The sequence below is a fragment of the Staphylococcus sp. GDY8P196P genome (assembly GCF_017891705.1).
GTDB lineage: Bacteria > Bacillota > Bacilli > Staphylococcales > Staphylococcaceae > Staphylococcus > Staphylococcus ureilyticus.
This window is the reverse complement of sequence record NZ_JAESJS010000017.1, coordinates 83977-107464: the sequence shown is the minus strand read 5'-3', so window position 1 is coordinate 107464 and position 23488 is coordinate 83977. Positions and strand designations below refer to the sequence as shown.

17 protein-coding genes are annotated in these 23488 nt (G+C 32.4%); 7 read left to right on the top strand and 10 right to left on the bottom strand.

The window, feature by feature from the left end:
* Positions 1-5: 5 nt before the first annotated feature.
* Positions 6-887 (bottom strand): mechanosensitive ion channel family protein, encoded by an 882-nt coding sequence (locus tag KA814_RS09670; protein ID WP_046206882.1) that lies wholly within the window; start codon positions 885-887, stop codon positions 6-8.
* Positions 888-1326: 439 nt separating this feature from the next.
* Between KA814_RS09670 and KA814_RS09665 the strand changes: the two genes are divergently transcribed.
* Complete coding sequence (locus tag KA814_RS09665; protein WP_210122736.1) at positions 1327-3159, top strand: YSIRK-type signal peptide-containing protein; 1833 nt, start codon at positions 1327-1329, stop codon at positions 3157-3159.
* Positions 3160-3334: 175 nt separating this feature from the next.
* Here KA814_RS09665 and KA814_RS09660 read toward each other — a convergent pair whose 3' ends face one another.
* Entirely contained in the window at positions 3335-4516 is a 1182-nt protein-coding gene (locus tag KA814_RS09660) for an MFS transporter (protein ID WP_081254302.1), read from the bottom strand.
* A 107-nt stretch (positions 4517-4623) separates the two neighbouring features.
* Positions 4624-5442 (bottom strand): NAD(P)-dependent oxidoreductase, encoded by an 819-nt coding sequence (locus KA814_RS09655; RefSeq protein WP_064210022.1) that lies wholly within the window; start codon positions 5440-5442, stop codon positions 4624-4626.
* 134 nt (positions 5443-5576) lie between these two features.
* Here KA814_RS09655 and KA814_RS09650 point away from each other — a divergent pair, with 134 nt between their 5' ends.
* Both KA814_RS09650 and KA814_RS09645 read left to right on the top strand, forming a co-directional pair.
* Complete coding sequence (locus KA814_RS09650) at positions 5577-6467, top strand: LysR family transcriptional regulator (RefSeq protein ID WP_064210021.1); 891 nt, start codon at positions 5577-5579, stop codon at positions 6465-6467.
* Between the two features lie 90 nt (positions 6468-6557).
* Positions 6558-6965, top strand: coding sequence for a carboxymuconolactone decarboxylase family protein (locus KA814_RS09645; protein WP_064210020.1), 408 nt, complete (start codon positions 6558-6560; stop codon positions 6963-6965).
* Positions 6966-7079: 114 nt separating this feature from the next.
* Here KA814_RS09645 and KA814_RS09640 read toward each other — a convergent pair whose 3' ends face one another.
* Positions 7080-7235 (bottom strand): hypothetical protein, encoded by a 156-nt coding sequence (locus KA814_RS09640; RefSeq protein ID WP_157947935.1) that lies wholly within the window; start codon positions 7233-7235, stop codon positions 7080-7082.
* Between the two features lie 58 nt (positions 7236-7293).
* On the opposite strand from KA814_RS09640, the gene KA814_RS09635 reads away from it, so the two are divergent.
* A complete protein-coding gene (locus tag KA814_RS09635; protein ID WP_064210019.1) occupies positions 7294-8379 on the top strand; it encodes an acyltransferase family protein in 1086 nt (361 codons plus the stop codon).
* A 98-nt stretch (positions 8380-8477) separates the two neighbouring features.
* Here KA814_RS09635 and KA814_RS09630 read toward each other — a convergent pair whose 3' ends face one another.
* The 3 genes from KA814_RS09630 to KA814_RS13660 all read right to left on the bottom strand — a co-directional run bounded on the left by KA814_RS09630 (position 8478) and on the right by KA814_RS13660 (position 12454).
* Positions 8478-10355, bottom strand: coding sequence for a glycosyltransferase family 2 protein (locus tag KA814_RS09630; RefSeq protein ID WP_064210018.1), 1878 nt, complete (start codon positions 10353-10355; stop codon positions 8478-8480).
* Between the two features lie 15 nt (positions 10356-10370).
* Positions 10371-11438: an acyltransferase family protein gene (locus tag KA814_RS09625; protein WP_064210017.1), complete on the bottom strand. Its 1068-nt coding sequence runs from the start codon at positions 11436-11438 to the stop codon at positions 10371-10373.
* Between the two features lie 398 nt (positions 11439-11836).
* Positions 11837-12454 (bottom strand): poly-gamma-glutamate hydrolase family protein, encoded by a 618-nt coding sequence (locus tag KA814_RS13660; protein ID WP_245335670.1) that lies wholly within the window; start codon positions 12452-12454, stop codon positions 11837-11839.
* Positions 12455-12584: 130 nt separating this feature from the next.
* Between KA814_RS13660 and KA814_RS13745 the strand changes: the two genes are divergently transcribed.
* Positions 12585-12719, top strand: coding sequence for a hypothetical protein (locus KA814_RS13745; RefSeq protein WP_275113193.1), 135 nt, complete (start codon positions 12585-12587; stop codon positions 12717-12719).
* Between the two features lie 17 nt (positions 12720-12736).
* On the opposite strand, the gene KA814_RS13655 is transcribed toward KA814_RS13745, so the two are convergent.
* Positions 12737-13462: a hypothetical protein gene (locus tag KA814_RS13655; RefSeq protein ID WP_241956366.1), complete on the bottom strand. Its 726-nt coding sequence runs from the start codon at positions 13460-13462 to the stop codon at positions 12737-12739.
* Positions 13463-13754: 292 nt separating this feature from the next.
* Here KA814_RS13655 and KA814_RS09615 point away from each other — a divergent pair, with 292 nt between their 5' ends.
* Entirely contained in the window at positions 13755-15356 is a 1602-nt protein-coding gene (locus tag KA814_RS09615) for a trypsin-like peptidase domain-containing protein (protein ID WP_064209772.1), read from the top strand.
* Positions 15357-15846: 490 nt separating this feature from the next.
* Here the strand turns inward: KA814_RS09615 and KA814_RS09610 are convergent, their stop codons facing one another.
* On the bottom strand, positions 15847-18696 hold the full coding sequence (locus KA814_RS09610) for a YhgE/Pip domain-containing protein (protein ID WP_064209773.1): 2850 nt from the start codon (positions 18694-18696) through the stop codon (positions 15847-15849).
* Between the two features lie 217 nt (positions 18697-18913).
* On the opposite strand from KA814_RS09610, the gene KA814_RS09605 reads away from it, so the two are divergent.
* A complete protein-coding gene (locus KA814_RS09605) occupies positions 18914-21109 on the top strand; it encodes an amidase domain-containing protein (RefSeq protein ID WP_064209774.1) in 2196 nt (731 codons plus the stop codon).
* A 162-nt stretch (positions 21110-21271) separates the two neighbouring features.
* Here KA814_RS09605 and KA814_RS09600 read toward each other — a convergent pair whose 3' ends face one another.
* Complete coding sequence (locus KA814_RS09600; protein WP_210122733.1) at positions 21272-23281, bottom strand: hypothetical protein; 2010 nt, start codon at positions 23279-23281, stop codon at positions 21272-21274.
* Positions 23282-23488: the final 207 nt, after the last annotated feature.

The following is a 23488-nucleotide window of genomic DNA, read 5'->3' as shown; positions in this document are numbered from 1 at the left end:
CATTATTATTCAACTTCGGGTTCTTCAAATTTTGCCAGCGTTGGTTTTGGTGTAGAAATACCTTCTTCATTAAAGTAATGTAAAACTTCTTTACGCAACAATCTTTGACCCGGAAAATGCATGCCTGGCTTCACATGAGCTAATAATTTAATAATCATTTGATTGCCATCGATGCTGTCTAATCCTAATAAATCAGGTGCTGCGACAAACATATCATATTTATCTTTTAATGTTGGTAAAAAGTCTAATAATTTTTTCTCAATCATTTCATAATCCTCTGATGGCGAAACGGGTATCATCACAAGTGGTGATACATCTGTTGCAGAATAATTGACGATTTCACTTATTGTTCCATTGGGTAAAGTATATATTTCACCTGTATCTGATTGTATACGTGTGGATCTTAAACCAATCGTTTTAACTGTACCTTCCGCAATCGTTACACCAGAAGCATTAATTTGCACATAATCACTTACATCAAATTGTCCTTCAAATATAATAAAGAAACCAGTGATAATATCTTTGACAATTGTTTGTGCACCGAAGCCGACCGCTAGACCGACTACACCGGCACCGGCTAAAATCGCCGATACACTTATCCCAAAGCGTGATAATATTGAGGTGAGCACGATAAACCATACAACATAGCTAACTAAATTTTGAACTAGTGTAGATAATGTCTCACTTCGCTTAATTTTATAATGTGTTTTTTTCTTTGCATTCGCTTTGAAGAATTTCGTCACTAATTTCTTCGCAATGGCAATCACTATAATCCCCATCAAAATATATGCCGCGATAATTAATATATTGACTAAGAGTGATTGATAAAATTCTACCTGTGTAAGTGGTTCAATCAACTTCATAAAAAATTGCTTCAATTGATTCATATTGTATTTCCTCCATTCTCAGCTCGTTATACGGTTGTGTTACAATACATCAAATAGTAGTGATTTATTAAGAAATTGCTTTTCCCATTACAAAAGTTATCATACTTTAATAGTTATCTAAACCCTTTACGGTTTCGGACAACTTGCTTTAACATAAAGTGACACTTTTATTTCAATATGAAGTCTAAAAGCAGGATAGATATTCACTATCCTGCTTTATTTTGTGTAAATATAAATTATAAAAAATCTTTAATGATTGATTACTTTATCTGTCATTCTTAATAAAAAATAACATTATAGCAGTCTTTAATATTTAGACGTTTAACAACTTTTGTATTTTTTTAATAAACTTTGTAAAATTATATTGCTTTATAATAGATTGTACTGTATAAATAGTAAAGAATGATGTAATTTTATAAATTGGGATGGGAATGATTTTATGAAAAATGGTAGTTTTCAACGATTTTCTTTAAGAAAGTTTAAAATTGGTACTGGATCCATATTACTGGGTACATTTTTAATGGTAGGTATGCACAATGAAGCAAATGCTAGCGAACTAGATTCAACACAAACAGCTCATCAAACATTCGTCGAGGATAACAATAAGATAACCACTAAACCTAATGAATCAACTAATCAAAATGATAATAAAACAGAAATAACAGAATCAGAGTCCTCAGCAAGTACGAATGATATGACTGAATCTACAAATAAGACAGAAGAAGTCACAACACTAAACACTAATGAAAATACATCCGATGTAAATCAACCCGAAGTAACAAACAATACGCCAACTTCTTATGCTGAAAATCAATATCCTACCCAAGAAACGACTTCAAAGACAGTTGAAACTACGTCAGATATAAATAAAGATGCTGATAAAGATGGCAATTTAACATATTTCCAAGAACAAAACGGCTATATACCACAACGTATTCAAACTGTTCAAAATGGTGTCAAAACAGGTGAAAATTGTACTGCGGACGAAGTAACTACGTCATATACAAATAATGTTGATTTAAATGCAAAAAGTATCATGGATACAAATTTAGATGACTATTCGAATAATGGATACCAAGAAAAAGTTAAAAATCCAAATAATCATCCAAATGCGGTAGATACAGAAAATTATGGTCCTGGTAATTTAGAAATTCAACATTGGCAAGATGGTCCAAATGAAGCTACTAAAACACAGTATTGGAGAGCCGTTTTCGCTACTGATTATGCAATAGACAACGCCGAGATGAGAGTTACACTACCATATGAAAATGTAACCACAACAGACGTATCAAACTGGGTAGTAAATCGATATTACCCTGCAGTTTCAACTAACGGTATGAGTAAGTATCAACATATACTAACTCCGGTAAGCGTAACATTTAATGGTAATGTAGCAATTATCAATTTTGGTAACATCGAAGCCAATAGTGCTTATGGCATAATGTTTACTAAACAATTTGATACACCGCAAAATTTGAGTAATGGATTACTTTCTACAAGTGCAAATGTAGGTGGAACGTGGAACGAAGATGACCTCCAAAGACAGTTAGAATTAAAAAAAGAAAACATGCGAACGCAAGGTTTTACCGAAGATGAAATTAATAATGCGCAATTAGATTATCTAAAAAGTAACCTAAGTCCGAAGCAAATTGAGTATATAAACGAGGTCTGCGAAATCCCGGAGAATCCTAGTAACCCAGATAATCCTAGCAACCCGGAGAATCCTAGCAACCCGGATAACCCTAGCAACCCGGAGAATCCTAGCAACCCGGAGAATCCTAGTAACCCGGATAACCCTAGCAACCCGGATAACCCGGAAAATACTCACAACCCAGACAACTCAGATAATCCGGACAATCCTAGCAATCTGGATAACCTAAACAATTCGGATAACCCAGGTAACCTAGATTATTTAAATAATACAGATAGATCTGAATTAATGAATAACTCAAACATTTCCAATAATACAAAAGGCTTAGCCACTTTCAACAACAGTGATTTAATAGGTAATCCGGAAAAATTCCATAATTCGAACTACAATTCTATTTCAAATATGGTTTATAACTCAAATAATCACGTAACATCTAAATTTATGTATCCCACTTTAGAAACAGATGTGACTAAAAAAAGTACCGATTATTCTGATAAAAATCAACTACCAAATACTGGACAATTACAAGATAAAGCAAATCCATTATTTGGCGCAGTCGCAGCAATTTTTGGTGTTATATTCATCCTATTCAGACGTAAAAGCATACGAAAAGAACGCTAACTTTAATCCATAAAACAAAACCTAATCTAACATGCTAACCTTCAGAAAATTATAAGTGAAAAATTTCTATTATAGTAAAAACGAATTAAAAAGCAACGTACAATGTCTTATTGTACGTTGCTTTTTATAAATAGTAATTCAATTAACAAAAAAGTTATACTTTAAAAATGTTTGACTAAAAGTATTTATAATCATAGCGTCCATAAAATAAATAGTATGGAATGATTAATAATAACATCAATATGCCCAATGCAATATATAAACCTGCATAATTTAAAAATGGCACGATTAATCCTAAGAAATAAGGACCAAATCCGAGGCCTAAATCAAAGAAAATAAAGAATGTTGAGGTTGCTAAACCTATATTTTGAGGCTCTGCAACTTTAACAGCAATCGTTTGATGTGCTGAAAATAAATTACCATAACCTAAGCCAATAAATACCGCAGCAATTAATAAAAGATATCCTGATGCTGAAAAACCAAGTAAAACCATACCGATAAAATATAAAATAATGCATGGGTATACAATGATATTTGCACTTTTATAGTCCATTGCTTTTCCTGTAATTGGTCTAGTTATCAGAACAACGATTGAATACATAATGAAAAATACACTTGCATAGCTTACAATATCTCGTTGCTCTGCAAAGAAACTTAGAAAAGAAATCAAACTACTATAACCTAAAGCAAACAGTAAAATTAAAATACCAATAGGTAGCGTTTTTAAATCAATAAAATTTGAAATATGCCATTTATTTAATTTAGTTGATTCTGGCCCTGAATTTTTTTGATTTGGGATAGATGTCATACTTGCAATTAAAAGGGAAATAACAGCTAAAATAAAACATAAAATGAAGATTACAGAATAGGAGAAATTTTGATTTAAAATTAATCCTAAAAAGGGACCGATGGCTGTGGCAATTGATAAACTCATACTAAAGTAACCAATGCCCTCACTTTTACGTGAATTGGGTGTGATTTGTGCAACGATTGTTCCTACAGCGTTTGCTGCAATACCCACCGCAAAACCATTTACAAATCTACTAAATAGTAATAATCCGATATTTAAACTTACAAAATACAATAACGTAGTCAGCACAAATGCGATTAAACCGATAATTAATATTTTTTTCGAGCCTACTTTATTGATGATATTACCTGTTAATAATCTACCACCCACAGTTCCTATAATATAAATACCTGAAACTAAACCAGCAATTGATGCTGAAGCATTAAATTTTTCTGCAGCAAATGATGCCATGGTAACTATCAATAAATAAAAAATTGACATTAGTAAAAAATTGACGCACAACATCATAGTATAGTCCTTCGACCATATTCGTTCTTTTGTTTTCATTATTTATTTGACTCCTTACTTTTAACTACTTAACTTTGTTATTGTTTTCACATGAAGCATTAAAAAATAAAGACTATTGAATTTAGTCTTTATTTTGAAATACAATATTAATTTTCATTATCCATAGAATTGTGCAATACATTTAGTACAAGTCCACTTACTGGTACAAAAGTTTTACGTTTAGTCGATTCTGAAATCACAGAAGTTAAATCTTTATAAATTGCATCTAAAGTACCGTTATTTTTGTATTCTTTTATTTCACCCCAGTTGTTAGCCGCCCAACTGTTGCCTGTACTAACTTCTACTATTTTAAGAATATCGGACTCTTCTAAACCATAACTATCACCAAATTTAACCGCTTCAGAAATACCCACCATATTAATACCTAATAAAAGGTTGTTCGCAAGTTTAGCAGCCTGACCTGCACCAATTTCTTCTCCTAAATCAAAAATATGTTTACCCATAGCTTCAAAATATGGATGTAATGTTTTTCTAAGTTCATTTTTACCTGAAGCAAATATGGCTAAACTACCATTGTCTGCTCCTGATAAACTACCACTTACTGGAGCATCGATAATATTGAACCCTGCGTCTAATACATCTTTTTCAAGTTCAGACATAATCGTTGGATTTAAAGTACTCATAACTACGACAGTAATACCTTTTTTATTTGCAGAAGTTACGCCATCTTCACCAAATATTACACTTTCTGTCTGTTCTCTATTTCTTACCATAGTTATAATTGCATCATCTACTTGATCTACTACTTCTTTGATTGAATCACAACCAACAATACCTTCGTTTTCTAGTTCTTTTATTTTGTCTTTATTTAAATCATAAGCTAATACTTGATAACCAGCTTTTTGTAAGTTGATTGCCATTCCAGTCCCCATATTACCTAAACCAACAAAACCTATTCTTTTCATAAAAAATGCCTCCGCTTTATTTATTGATCTTTAGTATACTTCTATTGTAATATGACCACCGTTATGCGTAAAATATATAAAAGGAATTATATATATGAATAAAATTCATAACTTTGTGTGAAGGAGTGATGTTTTTGGATATAAGACAACTCAAATATTTTATAGCTGTCATTGATCATCAAGGGTTTTCTCGAGCTGCAGAATCACTATATTTATCTCAGTCAACGTTAAGTAAAGTGGTGAAAAATTTAGAAGATGAGTTAAACACAACGCTAATTGATCGTTCTAATCAAAAAATAGAGCTTACAGAATCAGGAAAAGTTGTATATCAACAAGGTTTACAAGTGTTATTATCTTTAGAAAATATATCTAATGAACTATTTGATATTGAAAATTTAAAAAAGGGGCATATCAATATTGGTATACCACCGATTACAGGTACGTTATATTTTCCTAAAATAATCAAATCTTTTAATAGTTTGTATCCTAATATTGAAATCAACATTACAGAAGCTGGTGCACATAAAATTAAAAATGAGTTACTTGATGGTTCAATCGATATAGCAGTATCTATGAAATTAGATAATGACGAAAATTTAGAAATACTGCCTTTAGTTAGCGATCCTTTAGTACTTTATGTAAACGACCAACATCCATTTGCGCAAAAGGAATCAGTTGAAATATCTGAGCTTAGAAACGAAAAAATAATTTCACTAGATTCTGATTTTGAACTACGCAAAATGTTCATATACGAATGTTACAAAAGCGATTTTAAACCAAATATTATTTTTGAAAGCGCACAATGGGATTTTATGCTGTCTATGGTTAATGAAGATTTAGGTGTAGCAATCATGCCCTATTCTCTTTTGAAATTATTGAATTTAAAGCATATTCAAACTATACCTATCATAAATGATGCATTGACTATGGATGTGAATTTCTTAATTAAAAAGCAAAAGCCCATATCACCACCATTGCAAGCATTTATAGAATTTAGCCAATCACAACTTAACGACATGAATTAAAGCAATAGTCATTATTCATATTATGAACTTAACGAATAGAACGTACGTCCTTATAATAAAGATATAAATAATTATTGGAGGTCGTATCAATTGGAACAAAATCGTAATGAAATTGGTCAAAAAATTATGGATGATTTAACAGCAACAGATAACGCTAATATACCAACGCATGCAAATATTGAAGAAGAATTAGGAGATGTAGCCCCAGGTTTAGGGAAATATGTTACTGAATTTGCGTTTGGAGATATTTATTCTCGAGAAGGATTAGATTATAGACAACGTGCAATTAGTACAATATCCGCACTTGTTACGCTAGGTACAGAACCACAACTGGAACTGCACATTAATGTAGCACTAACAGTTGGTTTAACACCTCAAGAAATTTCAGAAACTATTATGCATTTATTACCATATGTAGGTTTTCCAAAAGTGTTAAACGCCTTGAAAATTGTTAAACGTGTATATAAAGAACGCGGCGTTTCATATAGTTCAAAATAAAATTTTAATTTAATGATTACTCCAAAAAGTAAACCGCTCTGTTATAAGGTGGTTTACTTTTTATTTTTAGCGTTACTAACTATAGCTATATACTCATATAATTTGAGTCCATTTTCAATAGTTTGCTTTAAAGTTAAATAATCCATTTTCTCTTACGCTAATCATTCTTACTTCATCATAAATTGCTTTAGCTTTCAACCCATATTTCGTTTTATATGATACGTCATAACCTAGTGATAATCTTTCGTATACACCTTCTAGATTAAACAAACAGTATGCTATATAATAAATGGATGTGTGTATTTTTATTTTTTGAGGGGGGAGCATTTTGAAGTATATTGAAGAAATACCTATTATTAGGTCTATTGCAACGCTATTTATTGTATTTGTTCATCTATCTATTTCGTACATAAATAACGAAAACAGTCAGATTATGGCAATTACTGCAGGATACATTAGTCAAATTGGTCGACTCGGCACTCCTGTTTTCGCAGTTGTTAGTGCTTTTTTACTAACACACTCTGTCTTGAAACGTGGTTTTGATTTAAACTATTTTGTAAAATCACGATTCACTAAAATATTTGTACCATACATAATTTGGACAACTGTTTATTTATATTACTTAGGAGTTGTTGAAGTAAACTTAGATAGCAATAAAAACTTTATAGGATATTATTTATTTGGAACTGGAAATTACCATTTATATTTTATACTTACCGTTCTTCAGTTTTATGTTTTATTTCCAGTCTTACAAAAAATTAAAAAAGGCTTACCATTATTACTAACATACGCTTTCTCTACAATACTCACTGTATTCTGGCAGTTAAACTACGAACAATTTTCAATTGATATACCAGTTATAGGTACTTTTGTTATGAGTAGAGCGTTTATTTTCAATTGGATTTCTTATTTTATTTTAGGAATCATTTTCGCTAAATACTATGAAGAGATAAATATGGGAATTAGAAAGTATAAAACCTTATTATTACCTTCTATTTTAGTCATTTTTATTTCATTTTTAATCTTTATTGATTTAGATCATTTTGTGACATCATCCCATCCAATGTTTTTATTATATACTCCATTTTTCTTAGCATTTTTAATTTATTTTTACCTTATTGTCAGAAAAAGTAAATTAATCATGCAGATACTAACATTAATCGGTAATTACTCTATGGGGATTTATTTAGTTCATCCTTTAGTAAAATGGGTCGTAATGAAAATACCTGTTTTTGATAATAGAGACAGCCTATTACTATACAGTTTTTCATTTATTATTATAGTTGCTATATCCGTGATAATTATTAATTTACTTATTAAAATTCCTAATGGAAACTACATTGTCCCAGTACCTAAAAAATCAAAATTTGTAAGTAATCACACTCATTACTTGAATCGTGAAGCAACGCATTAACTTGACCAACGCCTATACTTTTTCTTAACAAAAAAGGCTACTAAAACCAGTACTTCCGGTTATTTAGCAGCCTTTTAAATATATTCATGATTTAAATATTATTTTATAACTTCAACAAAATCTTTATTTGCTGTTAAGTAATTTCCTTCTTGTGTAACTAATCGTGGTGTTGATTTATTCGTATAAGCAATATTAGCGATACTAATCGTGTCTCCAACTTTAAGTGTTTCCAATGGCTCACTTTTGAATATTCTAGAATGATATAATTTACAAACTTTTTTAATTTTAACCTCATTAGGAACATCTGTAATATATTTATGATGGTTATCCATGTGAATCTGTGCCACAAAATCTTTATTTGCTGTGATCACACTACCGTCTTCAAGGATTAATCTAGGTGTACCATTCGATGTGAACTGAACATCTTTTGGCACTACTTTCATACCTGGATTTAAACTCATGAGCTTCGTTTCAAACTCAATATCACGATATACATTTGTTTTTTTAAGCGTCATCAATGGTTGTTCTGATGCCGTTAGGAAATATTTTCCTTGGTATTTTTCCCTCAACTTATTGACGAACTCTAACTTGAAGCTTTGTCGTTTCATTTTATAAATGTCATTATTACTCGGGTAAGAAGCGTAAACTAAGGCGATATCATTCGTTTCACCAAATTCGACACCGAGGTTAACATCTATCTCTTTCGATTGCTTAAATTGTTCCTGGGGTATATAAATGCTTTTATCTTTATACACATAATCAACATGATACACGTTCATTGCGTTATTAATTTCAATTAATTTCACACCATTGATTTGAACGTTTTCTGGTTTCAATACTTTAATCACTTCATATAATTCACCATTTAGCATTTGTGTACCTTCATACACTGGATAACAACGCACTGGTGTTGGTTCTAAAATAGCACAATCACTGTCAATTTCCATGTAAATTGCATCTTTTTTCATATAATAACGCCAATAACCATAAACAAGTGCTTCTGTAAAATTTAAAAAAGCTTCCTTATCTTCTTGATGATAAAGTGTATACATAGCTATAAATTTTTTGTTACTAATAAATTCCTTCATATCATAACCATATTCATTTAGCATCTGTTCTACATCATCAAAAATAGCATAGAACGTTTGCTTATTATCAGACTTTAAAAACGTCTTTGTATGCAACAACCTTCTAAAGAAGTCTACTTCCACCATTCTTGATAACATCATTTTTTTCAGAGACTCGGATATATCCATCTTACAAATACGTTTGGTTATATCCACATTCAAATAAGCTTTATCTACCACTGAGGTCTCTTTCACAAGTGATTGATTTTCATCGTATCTGTTCACATGATAAACAGGTATCGTAGACATCGTAATGTTTTGAATCTTAGAAATAAGATCGATGAAAAATAATTTATCTTCACCAAATTTCATATGTTCAAATTGAATCTGATTATTAATTACAATATCACGTTTAAATACTTTACCCGGTGGCCCTACTGCTCTAAAAATCTTTTCAATATCTTGTGGCATCAAATTTGATGCATCTTTATAGGATGTGAATTTAGCATGATACGTAATACTTTTATTCGTATGTTTGTAGCTTTGTCCTAAGCCTAACTCTGCATCATCACTATTAACTTTTTCCATAAATCTTGGAAATCCTTCAGTATCTAACCAATCATCGGCATCCAATAAGGCAATATATTTCCCTTTTGCAGCTTTAATACCTATATTTCTTGGTTCTGACGGACTACCTGTATTCGTTGATAACTGAATTAATCGGATAAAATCATACTGGTTAGCATAACTATCAATCATTGCTACTGAGTTATCTGTAGAACAATCATCAACAAATATTGCCTCTAATTTTGATTGTTCCATATTTAAATTGATTAAAGATTCAATACATTTTTTTAAGAATGGTTCTTTATTATAGACAGATATAATAACCGAGACTAATTTATCCATTCAATTCTCCCCTTTTTAATCTACTAGGTTATTTTTACAACTTTGATAAAACGTATCATACTTAACGTTCCCAATGCCTCCTACTACATACTTACCTAGTTTAAACTGGTTAAACACATAAGCAATGCATATTGAGAACGTAATCGTTAATGTAAATGTAAATACGATATTGAATATAGGATGTTCATGTAATGTCCCTAACCTATGTACAATAAAGTAATGAATTAAGTATATTGAAAAAGAATAATTACTGATTAAGATGAAAAATTTTGGTACATATTTAACATAAGACGATATTAGAAAGAATATTAAGATTATCATAGTAACATAGATTGGTGTATCAATACGCTTAGAGTCCACTAGCGTTAACCAGCCCGACAAGTAATTGATCAGCGTTATGGCCGTCACTATAACAGTTCCTAACACAATGTATTTCGTATACTTTTGTATGTTGGCCATCAACGTTTCATAATAATAACCCATATAAAAACCTAGTAAGAAATAACTAAGCCAACCTATGAATATCATCCAGCCCTCTCGTTGCCATAACCAATTTAAATACCAAGCCTCTGGTGCATCAACAAAAGTTCTCATAGCCCAAAATAGCATCGTGATAACTAATGAATATACGATTAATTTTAATGGATTAAGTTTTACTAAGTGCTTCGCAAATAATATATGTAAAGCATAAAATTGAAAAATAATAACAATAAAATATGTCAGCGTGCCGCCATGAAACATCATAAATTGTACAGAATCTAAATATTCCATTAAATTATTAGGCTGCCCGTAGACATACGCTAAACCTAAGTTAATGATGATATATGGAATCCCTAATGTCAGCAACTTCTGTTTTACAAATCCTTCTTTAACCTGTGTCTTATATTGTTTCGCTAATAAAAACTCAGAAATAAAAACAAACATTGGTGTCGCGTATAATAACAGTAATTGAAAAACTCTTAATAAATAGCCATCATTCGGCATTTCAAATTTATAAAATGTTGTAGTAATTGTATGAATCATCACAATACTTAGACAAGCAATTGCTCTCATCCAAAAAATAATAGATGTATATACCTTCATCATTGTGCTCCTCTTTAGATTAATCTATGTATGTTCAAATTTTCGCAAATGTGAATTTATCATTTTGCATGAAATAACGTGAATTATATTACAATGTTTTTTTGAATTCAAACATTTCTTTGTTTTTGAAATCTATACTTAGAGATTTATTTATTAACGCTACATGCTATGTCTTTATACAATTTTATAAATATATGCGCAATTACAATTTTTGTTTTTCTACAGAAAATCGGAAGATTTAGACTTCCCTTAGACTACCCGAATATGAATCTCACTAAAATATATAAAAACCCCAACACGTATATACATACGCATTGAGGTCATTAGCTTATTAAAAGAAATCTACTTATTAAAATTAAAAACTTGAAACGTGCTACTTTAGCAATAAATTCAATAAATTACCCTTGATTTTCTGGATAGACTTGCTTGATTGCACCATTAAGTGCTTCAGCAAAATCATACATCGTGGTAGCCCAATTCTCTATTTTTTTACGTGATGCTGTGCTAGTGTCTTCATCTTTGAAAAACGCTTTTCTTAAAGCGGTCGTTAGTTCTAATTGAACACCTGTGCTTTCCTCTACTTTATTAATAAAATTAGCATTACTCAGCCCACCAAGGTATTCTGGCGGTATCTTCACTACAAATCCTTTAAGTTCAAGTTGACTTTGAATGGCGTCTCTAAGCGGTGATTGATAACCACCTAAGTATACGAGTTGTTCTTCACCTTGAGCACCATGTATTGAAATGGTAGCTGTTCGATCTTGAATCATCTCATGCAAAGTTGCATCATCATAATTTGTAGATGTTACATGTAATTGTGTGTTGTTGGATGGACGTATCGCTTCAAATGAAAAATAATCAAAATCACCATTATTCGCCACTAGTTTTGTTAATTCTGAAGTCCCTTGTTCAATGTTCCCACCATGTGGTGCCACTATCAACACTGATTTCCCGACATTTCGTGTATCTTTCTTCCAGTCGATACCTTCTGTCGTATCTTTGTATAATTCTGTCATAGACTTATAATAATCTTGTTTACGCGTTGCACTAGCTGTCTTTGTTTCCGTTTCTGGAGTTGCTTTTATTGTTTCTTGTGACTGTAATGTCTTATCTTGAATGTTCGTATTTTCGAGTTTAGGAGATACTGTGTTTTGGGATGCTTCATTTGTCTTGACTGGTGCGTTTGCTATTGTACTGGGTTGTACTGGCGCAGATGGTGTAGGTACTGTCGATGGTGTGTTTGATTTTGTAGTCTGCGGCGTTGTTTTACTTGAAGCCTGAGTCTTTGTCGGTGTGCTCTATGTCTTTACTGGAGTTGTTTGCGTTTTTGTCGATGATATTGTCGTGCTTTTTATCGGTGTACTCGGTTTTTTTGCTGTTGTCGTCGGTGCTTTTGTTGTTGTACTTGCTTTCTTCGCTGTTGTCTCCGGTACTTTTGTTGCTATGCTTGGTTTCTTCGCCGTTGTCGTCGGTACTTTTGTTGTTGTGCTTGGTTTCTTCGCCGTTGTCGTCGATACTTTTGTTGTTGTGCTTGGTTTCTTCGTTGTTGTCGTCGGTACTTTTGTTATTGTACTCGGTTTCTTCGCTGTTGTCGTCGGTACTTTTGTTGTTGTACTTGGTTTCTTCGCTGTTGTCGTCGGTACTTTGGGCGTAACAGGTGCTTTAATCGTCGTTGTTGAAATAGCTTTACTAACAGGTTTTTTTACAGGTACTGACTGCTTCGTCACTGGTGCTTTTTGCGCTATAGGTTTTACTGTTGCTCGTGGTTTTTTAGTCGTTACATTTGTAGCAGCTTTTGTTGTCGTTGCTTTTACCACTGCAGGCTTTACTGTTTTCACCGTTGTAGTTGGTTTAGTTGTCAAAGTCGTAGTTTTAGTTTTTTTTGTTACTGTTTGTGATTTTACTGTTGAAGTACTCGCATGTGCATTTTCACTTACTAAAGCAATCGTGCTAATCCCAATAGCAGTCGTTACAAGCCCTAGCACTAACTTCTTGCTAGAAAAAGTACGTATATTCGTATTCATTTTCATTCTTTTCCCCTTAATGTTTTCTATAATTTTAATAATACACAATGTTTTTTAAAATGCAATAATTAAATTATTGTTTAACTTAAGATTAATAGCTTATGACATTAGTAAAAAAATCTGAAATAAAGAAAAAGTTAGTTATCACAAGTATATTTTGCCAAACAAATGTCTATTTCATTATATTATTCCTATTCTCAAAAATATATTGCCATACACAAAAGAAAAAGTATATAATATTAAAGAAATAATCTTATTTACTTTTTACACAAAAACAGAGGGGACAGATTAAGTGAATAAACCGTCGTGGGCAATAAAATATATTTCTGCAATCATCGCCATATCTATGATAATTTGTTTGGTGATAATATTTCATGTTGATACAATGGAGGCTGCTGAAAACACTACTGATATCAACTATCCAACTAACCATAAAGTAACTAAAAAATATCCGATAACAACAAAAGCAACAAAAAAGATCAATACTACAAATGAAGTAAAAAATACTAAAATAGTTAGTAATAGCCATTTAAAATCAAAACAAAATGGAGTTCAATTTCCCAAGCAAAACACTAAATTGAAATACAATAATAAAGACATAGAATTTAAAAATCCAGTTATAAAAGGGGCTCCAAAAAATACTCCGAAAGTAATTTTGGGTAAAAATGTGCAACCACCATCAAAAACTATAAAAGTACAATCGCACTCACCAATAACCCCAAAGAAAAAACTAGCAAAACAACCAATAATTCAAAATAAAAATAAAGCTATTATGCCCACTAACAAAAATCAAAAAACAAATGCATCTATTAAACAAAAACAAAGTGGGTCATCAAAAACCAAAGTTCGAGTAGCTCAACATACTTCTTCTAAGCGTACACCAAAATCTATAAAACCACAGTTACTATCAAGTTCAACTAAAACAACAAAAAAACAAACGAATACGACTAAAATAAATAAAAATATAAAACCACAAACCTTATCTTCAACAACAAAAAAACAACAAACAAAACCATTAGCTAAGCAAGCAAAAGCATCTAAAAGTGTAAAGGTTATTCCAAAAACAAGTAAGCAAACTTCAAAAAACAGCAACTACTATAATCAAGCACCTAAAACTTGGTCATCAAAGATACCAGGCAGCGATAATGTGCGGGATTTTGGTCAAACGACTGAAGCATCCGGCATCAATGATGCATTAAAAATCATGAAAAATTCCGGCAATAAAGGAGTTACTTTAGAACATACGACTGCAAAAGCAGCCAATATTGCAACCGTATTTAATTGGAATCCTATTAAAAAAGCTCTGACATATGGCACTGGAACTGCAATTGGTAAACATACAATATTAACAGCTAATCACGTCGTCAATAATCCAGAAGCACATAAACCAATGTCACCATCTTCATTACAAAATCTTAGAGTGAACCTGCTACAAGAAGGTTCAACCTACACACGTTCTCTCAATGTGATTGGTGTAAAAATGATGCAATTTGGTGATGTCGCATTATTATATACAAAAGAAGATATTTCAAAGTATATGAAAATACGTAAAATTGCTCCAGAAAAATCGATTACTAATATCAAGGCTAATACACCTATTCATATGTACCATTATGGATTACCAACTGGTAAATTCAAGAATGATCCTATGGGTACGATGTATCATTCTAAGGGGAAATATTCCCTTATGGCTCGCAACATCAATCCAATGGGCTATTATCAAATGATGGCTGAACCTGGTTCTTCAGGAGGTGCCATTTTAAATAGTAAAAATGAAGTTTTAGGTATACACGCTTTTAGAATTGATTCAGGTGATTATAAAAAATACCACTTAAATACGATGGCAGAATTAAGAAGTAAATTACGCAAAGAAGTTATTCAAAATATTATCTAAGCTATTTAATAAGCATCTTCGATTGTTATCGAGGATGTTTTTTATTGTTGCAATAATTCGAAACCCTTAAAGTGTCTTTTTTATATTAAAATGCATACCTTTAATCATTTTTAACAGCTCACAACAGGATTATATTATAGAAAAGCAACTACGAATTAGATCTATTTTCTAAACAAGTATGCATATACATTCAAAATCTAAACTGATTCAAAAAATAAAAGTCCCACTTCTCAATTGATTGAGTTAGTGGGACTTATGCATGAATTACAGTTCTAGGTAATGATTTTATACTTTTCTCAATTCTAATTACCCAAGCAAGAGGAGATAACAAAATCTTTTAAATAAAATTAGATTTCTGTCCTACTCCCTTATTTGAAGTGAAATTCATCGCTCATTATATTTTTAAGTTTCTGTTTTAGACCAAAACTGTTTTTCACTATCATCATTCAAACTGATAAACATCATTTTGACGTTTAACTTGTTAGCAACTTTACTCCATTACATCGCTTTCTTCAGCTTTTTCAGTTACTTTTCTCATCAGTGGATCTGTAATTGGTTTGAATATTACACCAATTAATAAGAATCCTATACCAAATAATGAAAGTATTACTAATTTTTGAGTTAGAATTTCAGGAACAGGTCCACCAACCGCTTCTCTTAATGCATCGATTGCATAAGAGAATGGTAAGTAAGGATGAATCGTTTGGAAAAATTCTGGTGTAACTTGGATAGGAAATGTTCCCCCACCACCTGCAATTTGTAGCACAAGAAAGATGATGGCAATGGCTTTCCCTGGATTTCCTAACAGTGATACCAAAGTATAAACAATGGTAACAAATACGATTGATGCGAATACTGCGATACCAATAAACCAACCAATTGATTCTACTTGTGCTTTCAGTATTACGATATCACCAATAGATACAATAAGCGCTTGAACGATACCTAATAAGTAGAATAATCCACTTTTACCTAAATATATTTCTCTTGTTGATAGGTATGGTGCTAATGATTTGTGTTTATTATCTGTCGTTAATAAGCTCACCATCAATAACGCACCTACCCAAATGGCTAAGGCTGTATAGAATGGCGTGCTTGCTGAACCATAGTCTTTCACAGGAAATACATCCTTTTGATCAATATCTATTGGATTCGCAATCACATTCGCTTGTTTTTTCAAATCGTTCTTCAATAAATCTACCATTTTGTCTACCGCATCATCTTTTTCAATCTCATCAAATAGTTTGTTCGCTTTAGCAAGATCTTTTTCAACATTTGGTAATTGGTTACGTGCGAAATTTGCTAAATTATGCAATCCTTCTTTGGCACGTGGTTGATTGGCATCCAAAATATCAACTAAACGATCGTAACGATTGAATAAGGTCGGTATCGTGCTATTTACTGTTGCTGTCGTATCAGACAATTGTTGCTCTAACCCTGGTAAATCATTTTCAATAAAGGATGCTGCGTTCGCAACGCCTTGTTTAAATTGTGGATAATAATTTTGTGCAGTAGCCATTGCATCCATATATCTTTGCTCAATGGTTGGCAATGCACTTTGAATCGCTTCGATTCTATCTTTGCCTGTTGTCAAAATACTTTGTCCAGAGTTTATAACCTGTTCTATCGTATTTAATTTCGATTGAAGCGTTGAAAGTCTAGCATCGCCTTCATTTAATACAGACATTACTTCGTTTGATATGTCGAACAAATTCTGATTTAGTTCTGTTTTAATATAATTTCTTAAATCATCCAAGCTACGATTTACGCGAGGTAGGTCTTTAAGTAATGCTACTGCTTCTGCCTTACCAGAACTTCCGTTTGACAGTGCATCACTAAGTTGATTCTGCTGCTTAATTAAGTCATTTATTTTATTATTTGTCGATTCTAATTCTTTGATTTCATTCGATAAATCGACATTTTCTCTCTCTTCTAGTTCTGTTAATATATCGATAAATTGCTGATTAAATTTACTAGTCATTTCCAGTCTGGATTTAATATGATCCAGTGTTTTTTGAAAATCTTTAGGTTTGTCTGTAGATAAAATACCATATGTGACATTTTCCAACGCTTTGATATCTTCCTGACTACTTTCGGCTTGTTTGTCAGCATAATTAGAAAGTGATAACAATGACTCTGATAATGAAGATTGCATAGCATTAACATCTTTACTACTTACTGTAGAATCATGTTGTTCATTGTCATCATCATCGCTTTGATTATTACTTATTTGCGATGTTTGAATATTTGAATATCGACCTGAACGCTTAGCACTTTGCTGCTCAGTTTGTATATTATCTTCTAGGCGTTGATTAACATTTTGATTTGCATCTTGTGCGCGATCAACGACTTCTTGGTAACTTTCTACGCGTTGTTGAATCGCAGGCAAGTAACCTTGTGCATCGTTCAATCCTTGTAAGCCAGCGTCTACCCCAGTGCTTGCAATATCAACACCTCGATTGATTTTAGGAAAGGCTTCTGGCACATCGTTAGAAGCAACATTAAGCGCATTTTCAATATTTGGCATGTAGTCATTTAATGCCAGTATTAGTTTAGCACGCTCGTGCAATGCAGGTATTGCAGCATTAACTTGATTTAACTTATCTGCTGCATCGATAACTTCACCTTTATAATCACCTAATCCTCTAAATCGATCCGCATAATTGTCAATTTGATCTTGGTTTTCATCTAAATAAATAAGTGTATCTGCAAAATCGTTAATTTTTGGCATAGCTTTATTCGCTTCGGATACAGCATCTTCAATTTTATTGATGGTTGGAATCTCTTCTTCAAGTTTTACACCTAGACGATTCGCTTCATCTAAAAGTGCTTGTGTCACTGTTTCATTAAACTGTTCATTCGCTTTTTGAACGATAGCACTTGTTCCAGCATCAGTCATTTTAGGCGCAATTGCATTAAGTTTTTGGTTCACTTTATATTCAACGTTTGCTTGTTGTGGGTCTTTTCGCAACGTACCAGTAATTTGGTGTGTAAATTTATCTGGTATATAAATAGCTGCATAATATTCTCCCATTTTCAAATCATGATCTGCTTTTTTTCTACTTACAAACTGCCAATCAAAGTTATCATCTTTTTTAAGATTATCAGTAATTTGATCCCCAACATTAATTTTTTTACCTTTGACTTTATCCCCATTATCTTCATTCACAACTGCAATTTTAATATTTTTAGTATTACCATATGGATCCCATGTCGCATCCAAGTTAAACCAAGCATAAAACGAAGGAAGCAAGGCTAAACCACCTAAAATCACTAATACACTAGGCGCTTTAGCAATCTTTTTTAAATCCATAAAAAATAATTTTATTACGTTTTTCATTTATACACCTCAAAAACTAGATCTGTGATTTCTTCTTATATAAAATTCAAATTACTATTTGTTTATTGCATATAAATTGATATACTGAATTCATTAATAACGTTTAACCTTTTCATAGTTGATAGACATCAACTAAAAGCAAGACTATTAACAGTTTACCAAGATAAACAATACTTTGTATATAGTAAATAATATATTTTAGGAAAGAGGTATTTTCATGAGGCAACAAAAATTATTAGTCTGCTTACTTTCAACTTCTTTACTTATGCCATCATTTCCTATCAATGATGCCAAAGCCGAAACCTCAAAAGAAGATACAATGACTACTCAGTCAACTGAGACACAGAAAGACAAAGACAAAGAAAAATCTGATTCATCGCTATCATCATCCCAAAATCATAAAACTAATAACGAGAAATCTGATGATGTAAAAGAGAAATCTAGCGATAATAAGCATAGTAGTGAACGGGGAGATCAACAAAATCGTAAAAATGATGGCCCCACTAAAACAAGTGAGCAGAACAACAGCCAAGAAAACGATAATTCTAAGACTTCTGACAAAACGTCGACAAATGTAACTAAAAATACATGGGATACATCAACAGACGATGATCGTTCAAACATATTTGATATGTTTAAACCAACACCTTTGAAACAAAATCAAGACAATAACAGTTTATCTAAATTACTGGATCAATTACTTTCTAATAATGAAGCAACACAACCCCCTTCCACATTAAAACAAAACGATGATTCAAACGAAGACAATAACAAACAAAATAATTCATTAACAGACCACACTGATTCAGAAGATTCAAATGCGACAGCTTTCATTGATGATAATGAGATAAATGATGATTCAAATGAAGATAGTGAAGAATCTGTACAAGAACAAAGTCGTACAGATTATGACAACGATGCTAATGACACAGCGCGTGAATCAAAAAACAGTCAATATGAGTCAAATCAATATACAAATGAGCATGATGCGCAACAAGATGATACCGAATCCAATTCGGATTCACACCAAAATCAATCTCGTGAAAACACAACGCAGGATGGGCATAGTCAGAATAAACAAGATGATGAAACAACGACAAGTAATAATGATACAGGTGAGCAGGATGATGACGCAGACACTCGTGACAATGACAGCACAACAGACAATCAATCCGGTTCATCGTCGGAAGATAGAGTATTAGAATCAATTTTAGACGAGTATAGTGAAGACGCTAAAAATAACCAAAAGCAATATGAATCTCAAAAAGCACATTCATCAAATAAGGATTCTGAAAATAAGAAAAGTGACTCAGATGAACAACCATCAAGTAACCATGCTAATCCGCAGTTACCTTCTCAATCACAATTAGCCAAAAAAGAAAAACCGGCCCAATCCTTTGAAAATGATACCAAGCAGTCTAACATACGCACTACTGCTATTTTTCAACAATTACCAAACTTGTCGGACGATAATAACACTACAAATCAACTGACAATAACTGAAAATAAAAATACACGTGACTTCATTAAAACAATCGCACAAGATGCACATGACATAGGCCAAGATGAAGACATTTACGCATCCGTGATGATTGCACAAGCCATATTAGAATCAGATTCTGGCATGAGTGCACTTGCACAAGCACCTCATTATAACTTATTCGGTATCAAGGGAACTTACCAAGGAAAATCCACTACTTTCAATACTCTTGAAGACAATGGAAACAACATGTTCCAAATCTCAGCCGATTTCCGTAGTTATCCGAGTGAAAAAGAATCATTAGAGGATTATGCTAAATTAATCAAACAAGGTATTGATGGCAATCCAAATATTTATAAACCAACGTGGAAGCGCGAAGCACATAACTATCGGTCAGCAACTGCACATCTGGCTACCACATATGCAACTGATTCTCAATACGCTGACAAACTTAACAGCATTATTGAGCACTACGACTTAACACAATTTGACCGTAAACAAATGCCAGATTTAGACGATTATAAATTGAAGAACGATGACGATAATAGCGATTTCAAGCCATTTTCAGAAACCACAAATCACTCGCCTTACCCACATGGCCAGTGTACGTGGTATGTCTATCACCGTATGTCGCAATTCGATCAATATGTCGGTGGAGATCTAGGTGACGCCAGAAATTGGAACAATCGCGCAGAAAGAAAAGGTTATACGGTTTCTTCAACACCTAAGACACATACTGCCGTTGTATTTGAGGCAGGTCAGCATGGTGCAGATTCAATATACGGTCATGTAGCTTTTGTAGAAAAAGTGAACGATGACGGTTCTATCGTTATTTCAGAATCAAATGTTAAGGGACTTGGCATCGTTTCTCACAGAACCATTGATGCAGATGTCGCTACTGATTTAAGTTATATTACAGGTAAACAAAACTAACTTTATATAGACACATGATAGAATTCAATCAATATTTTAAAATTCTCATTTTCTGCAAAATAAAAGTGCACCATTTCAAAAGTCTCACTTATGTGACTAACTTTGAATGGTGCATTTTTTATATGATAACAAGTAGCCTTAGCACCTGTTTAAATTGATAAACTATAATTTTTTCGACTGTTTACGTTTAGCAAACCATATCAGTCCGCCACCAACGATTAACAACACGATACCTACTGGAATCGTTGATTTTTTCATTACTGTACCAGCATCAGGTAACGAGAAATTACCTTCATCATCGAACAAACCACTCAAGAAACCGTCTGATTCACCTATAGATAAAGCACGTCCAGGTGATGGGTTCGGTATATCTCGCACACCATCTAATAAACCATCACCACTGAATAAGCCACTCAACAGACTTGGTTTTTGAAGTCGTTGTGTCTCTGCATCCAATAATGTCGATATCTTGTCACCTTTATTTAATGATCTTTTATCCAATGTATCAGCAATGCTTGGTGTATTTTTCAAAGGTTCAAAGATACCATGGATATCATCTCTAAAGTTACTTATATCTTTATCAACTTTTAATAAGTCATTCAACTGTTGATCAAGACCTGATTTCATTAAATCAACAATATTATGCTTAGCAATATTATGCTTAGCATCTTCTTTTTTAGCAATAACATCAGCAAGTGCTTGTGCTTTCGCATCATTTAATTTGCTAGCCAACATCGTTTCCAAGGCTTGGCGTTTATCTTCAGATTGATCCAATAGCGTTTCTAAAATATCATCACTTGTTACATTGTCCCCAAAATTTTGTTTTAGTAACGCTACAATTTGTTCGTTATCAGGATTGTCTCGCATAATTTTTTCAGCAATATGAGATGCATCCACATCGTTCAAATGCGTTGACAATATCGTTTTAACCAACGCTTGCTTATCGCCTGTCTTATCAAACATCGCTTGTAAAATATCGTCACTTGAAGTTGTAGACAAACCGTCTAATTGACTGATTACCTGATTGGCAATTTGTTGATTTGTTTTACCTTCTGTGTCTATACGTTCTAAGATAGATTGAGCATGTCTGTCATCAAAAGTACGATTAATGATATCTTTAACTGCTCGGTCTTTATTGTCTACAGATTTCAATTGATCCAGCACAATATCATGTTGTTCATTTAAATTTTGTTCAACTTGCTTAATTTCTTTTGCCATTTTACTTTTATTCTCTTTAGATATTGAATCACGCTCTGAAAGCATTGATGTTAATGTTTGTAACTTTGCTTCTTTAGTTGCTACATAGTCATCTAAGTTGTCATTGTTTTTAGCTTGTTTTGTCGTTACTTTATCAATTTCTTTTTCAAATTTTTCTAATGGTTGGGGAGCATCATGATCTGAACGAGACGTTTTTTCAGGTGTGTTTTTTTCTGCCTGATTTTTTTCACCTGTACTGTTAGTGCTTTTCGCAACCTCATTTTGTTGTTCTTGATTGTCTCCAGTATCTCTTAACGCTTTATTATCGTTTTTTAGTTTACCCCCATCAACTTCATTTGATAATGCATCAATTTTATCAAGCAATTGATCTAAGTTCTGTTGTGAATTTTCACTAGTTATGCGATCATGAGCGTTTTGCGTTTGATTATTTTCTTGCTCAGGTAAGTTACTTGAGTCTGTTTTCTCACTAGGAACAGTTTTTTCTTGATGATCAGTTACATGTTTTTGATTATCTGAAATATCTTTTTTGTCTTCATACGATTCATGATTATCTTCAGTAATATTGCTATCTTCTATTTGGGTGTTAGCAGATACGCTTTGTTGTTCACTGAGGCGATTGTCATCATTCTCAGCTTTTCCCAATATTACTTTGGCCTCTTCAATGCTTTTAGCCTTCTCCATTTTTTGAATTGCATCACGCTTTTCACTACGCTTTATATTTTTCAATTTCTTTATTTTTTCTTTAGCTTGTTGAATTTGCTTTTCTAACGCTTGTTCGCTAGTCAAATGTGTATCAGCTTTCACATCAGCACTTTCTTTCGCCATTACAGATGATGTTGGATTTATACCATATCCTATTAAAGTCGTAGTCATAATCAGTGCGATACCAGACAATTTAAATTGATGATTCAAACTTTTTTTATGATTTAAATGATGAGTTTTTATCTGTTTCATTAAATTCACCTTTTCCTAGTTATTCACACCCATTATATCGGTTATATCACTTTATTCAAAGACCAATTTCAAATAACTACAATTTTATTAATTCAATATCAAACGGAACGCTATACCATTTGACGATGTAATTAATATCGTGCCAATTAAAATTGGTTGTTAAGCGTAAAATATGATGAACTTAACAATTAATCTGAATTAAACGAA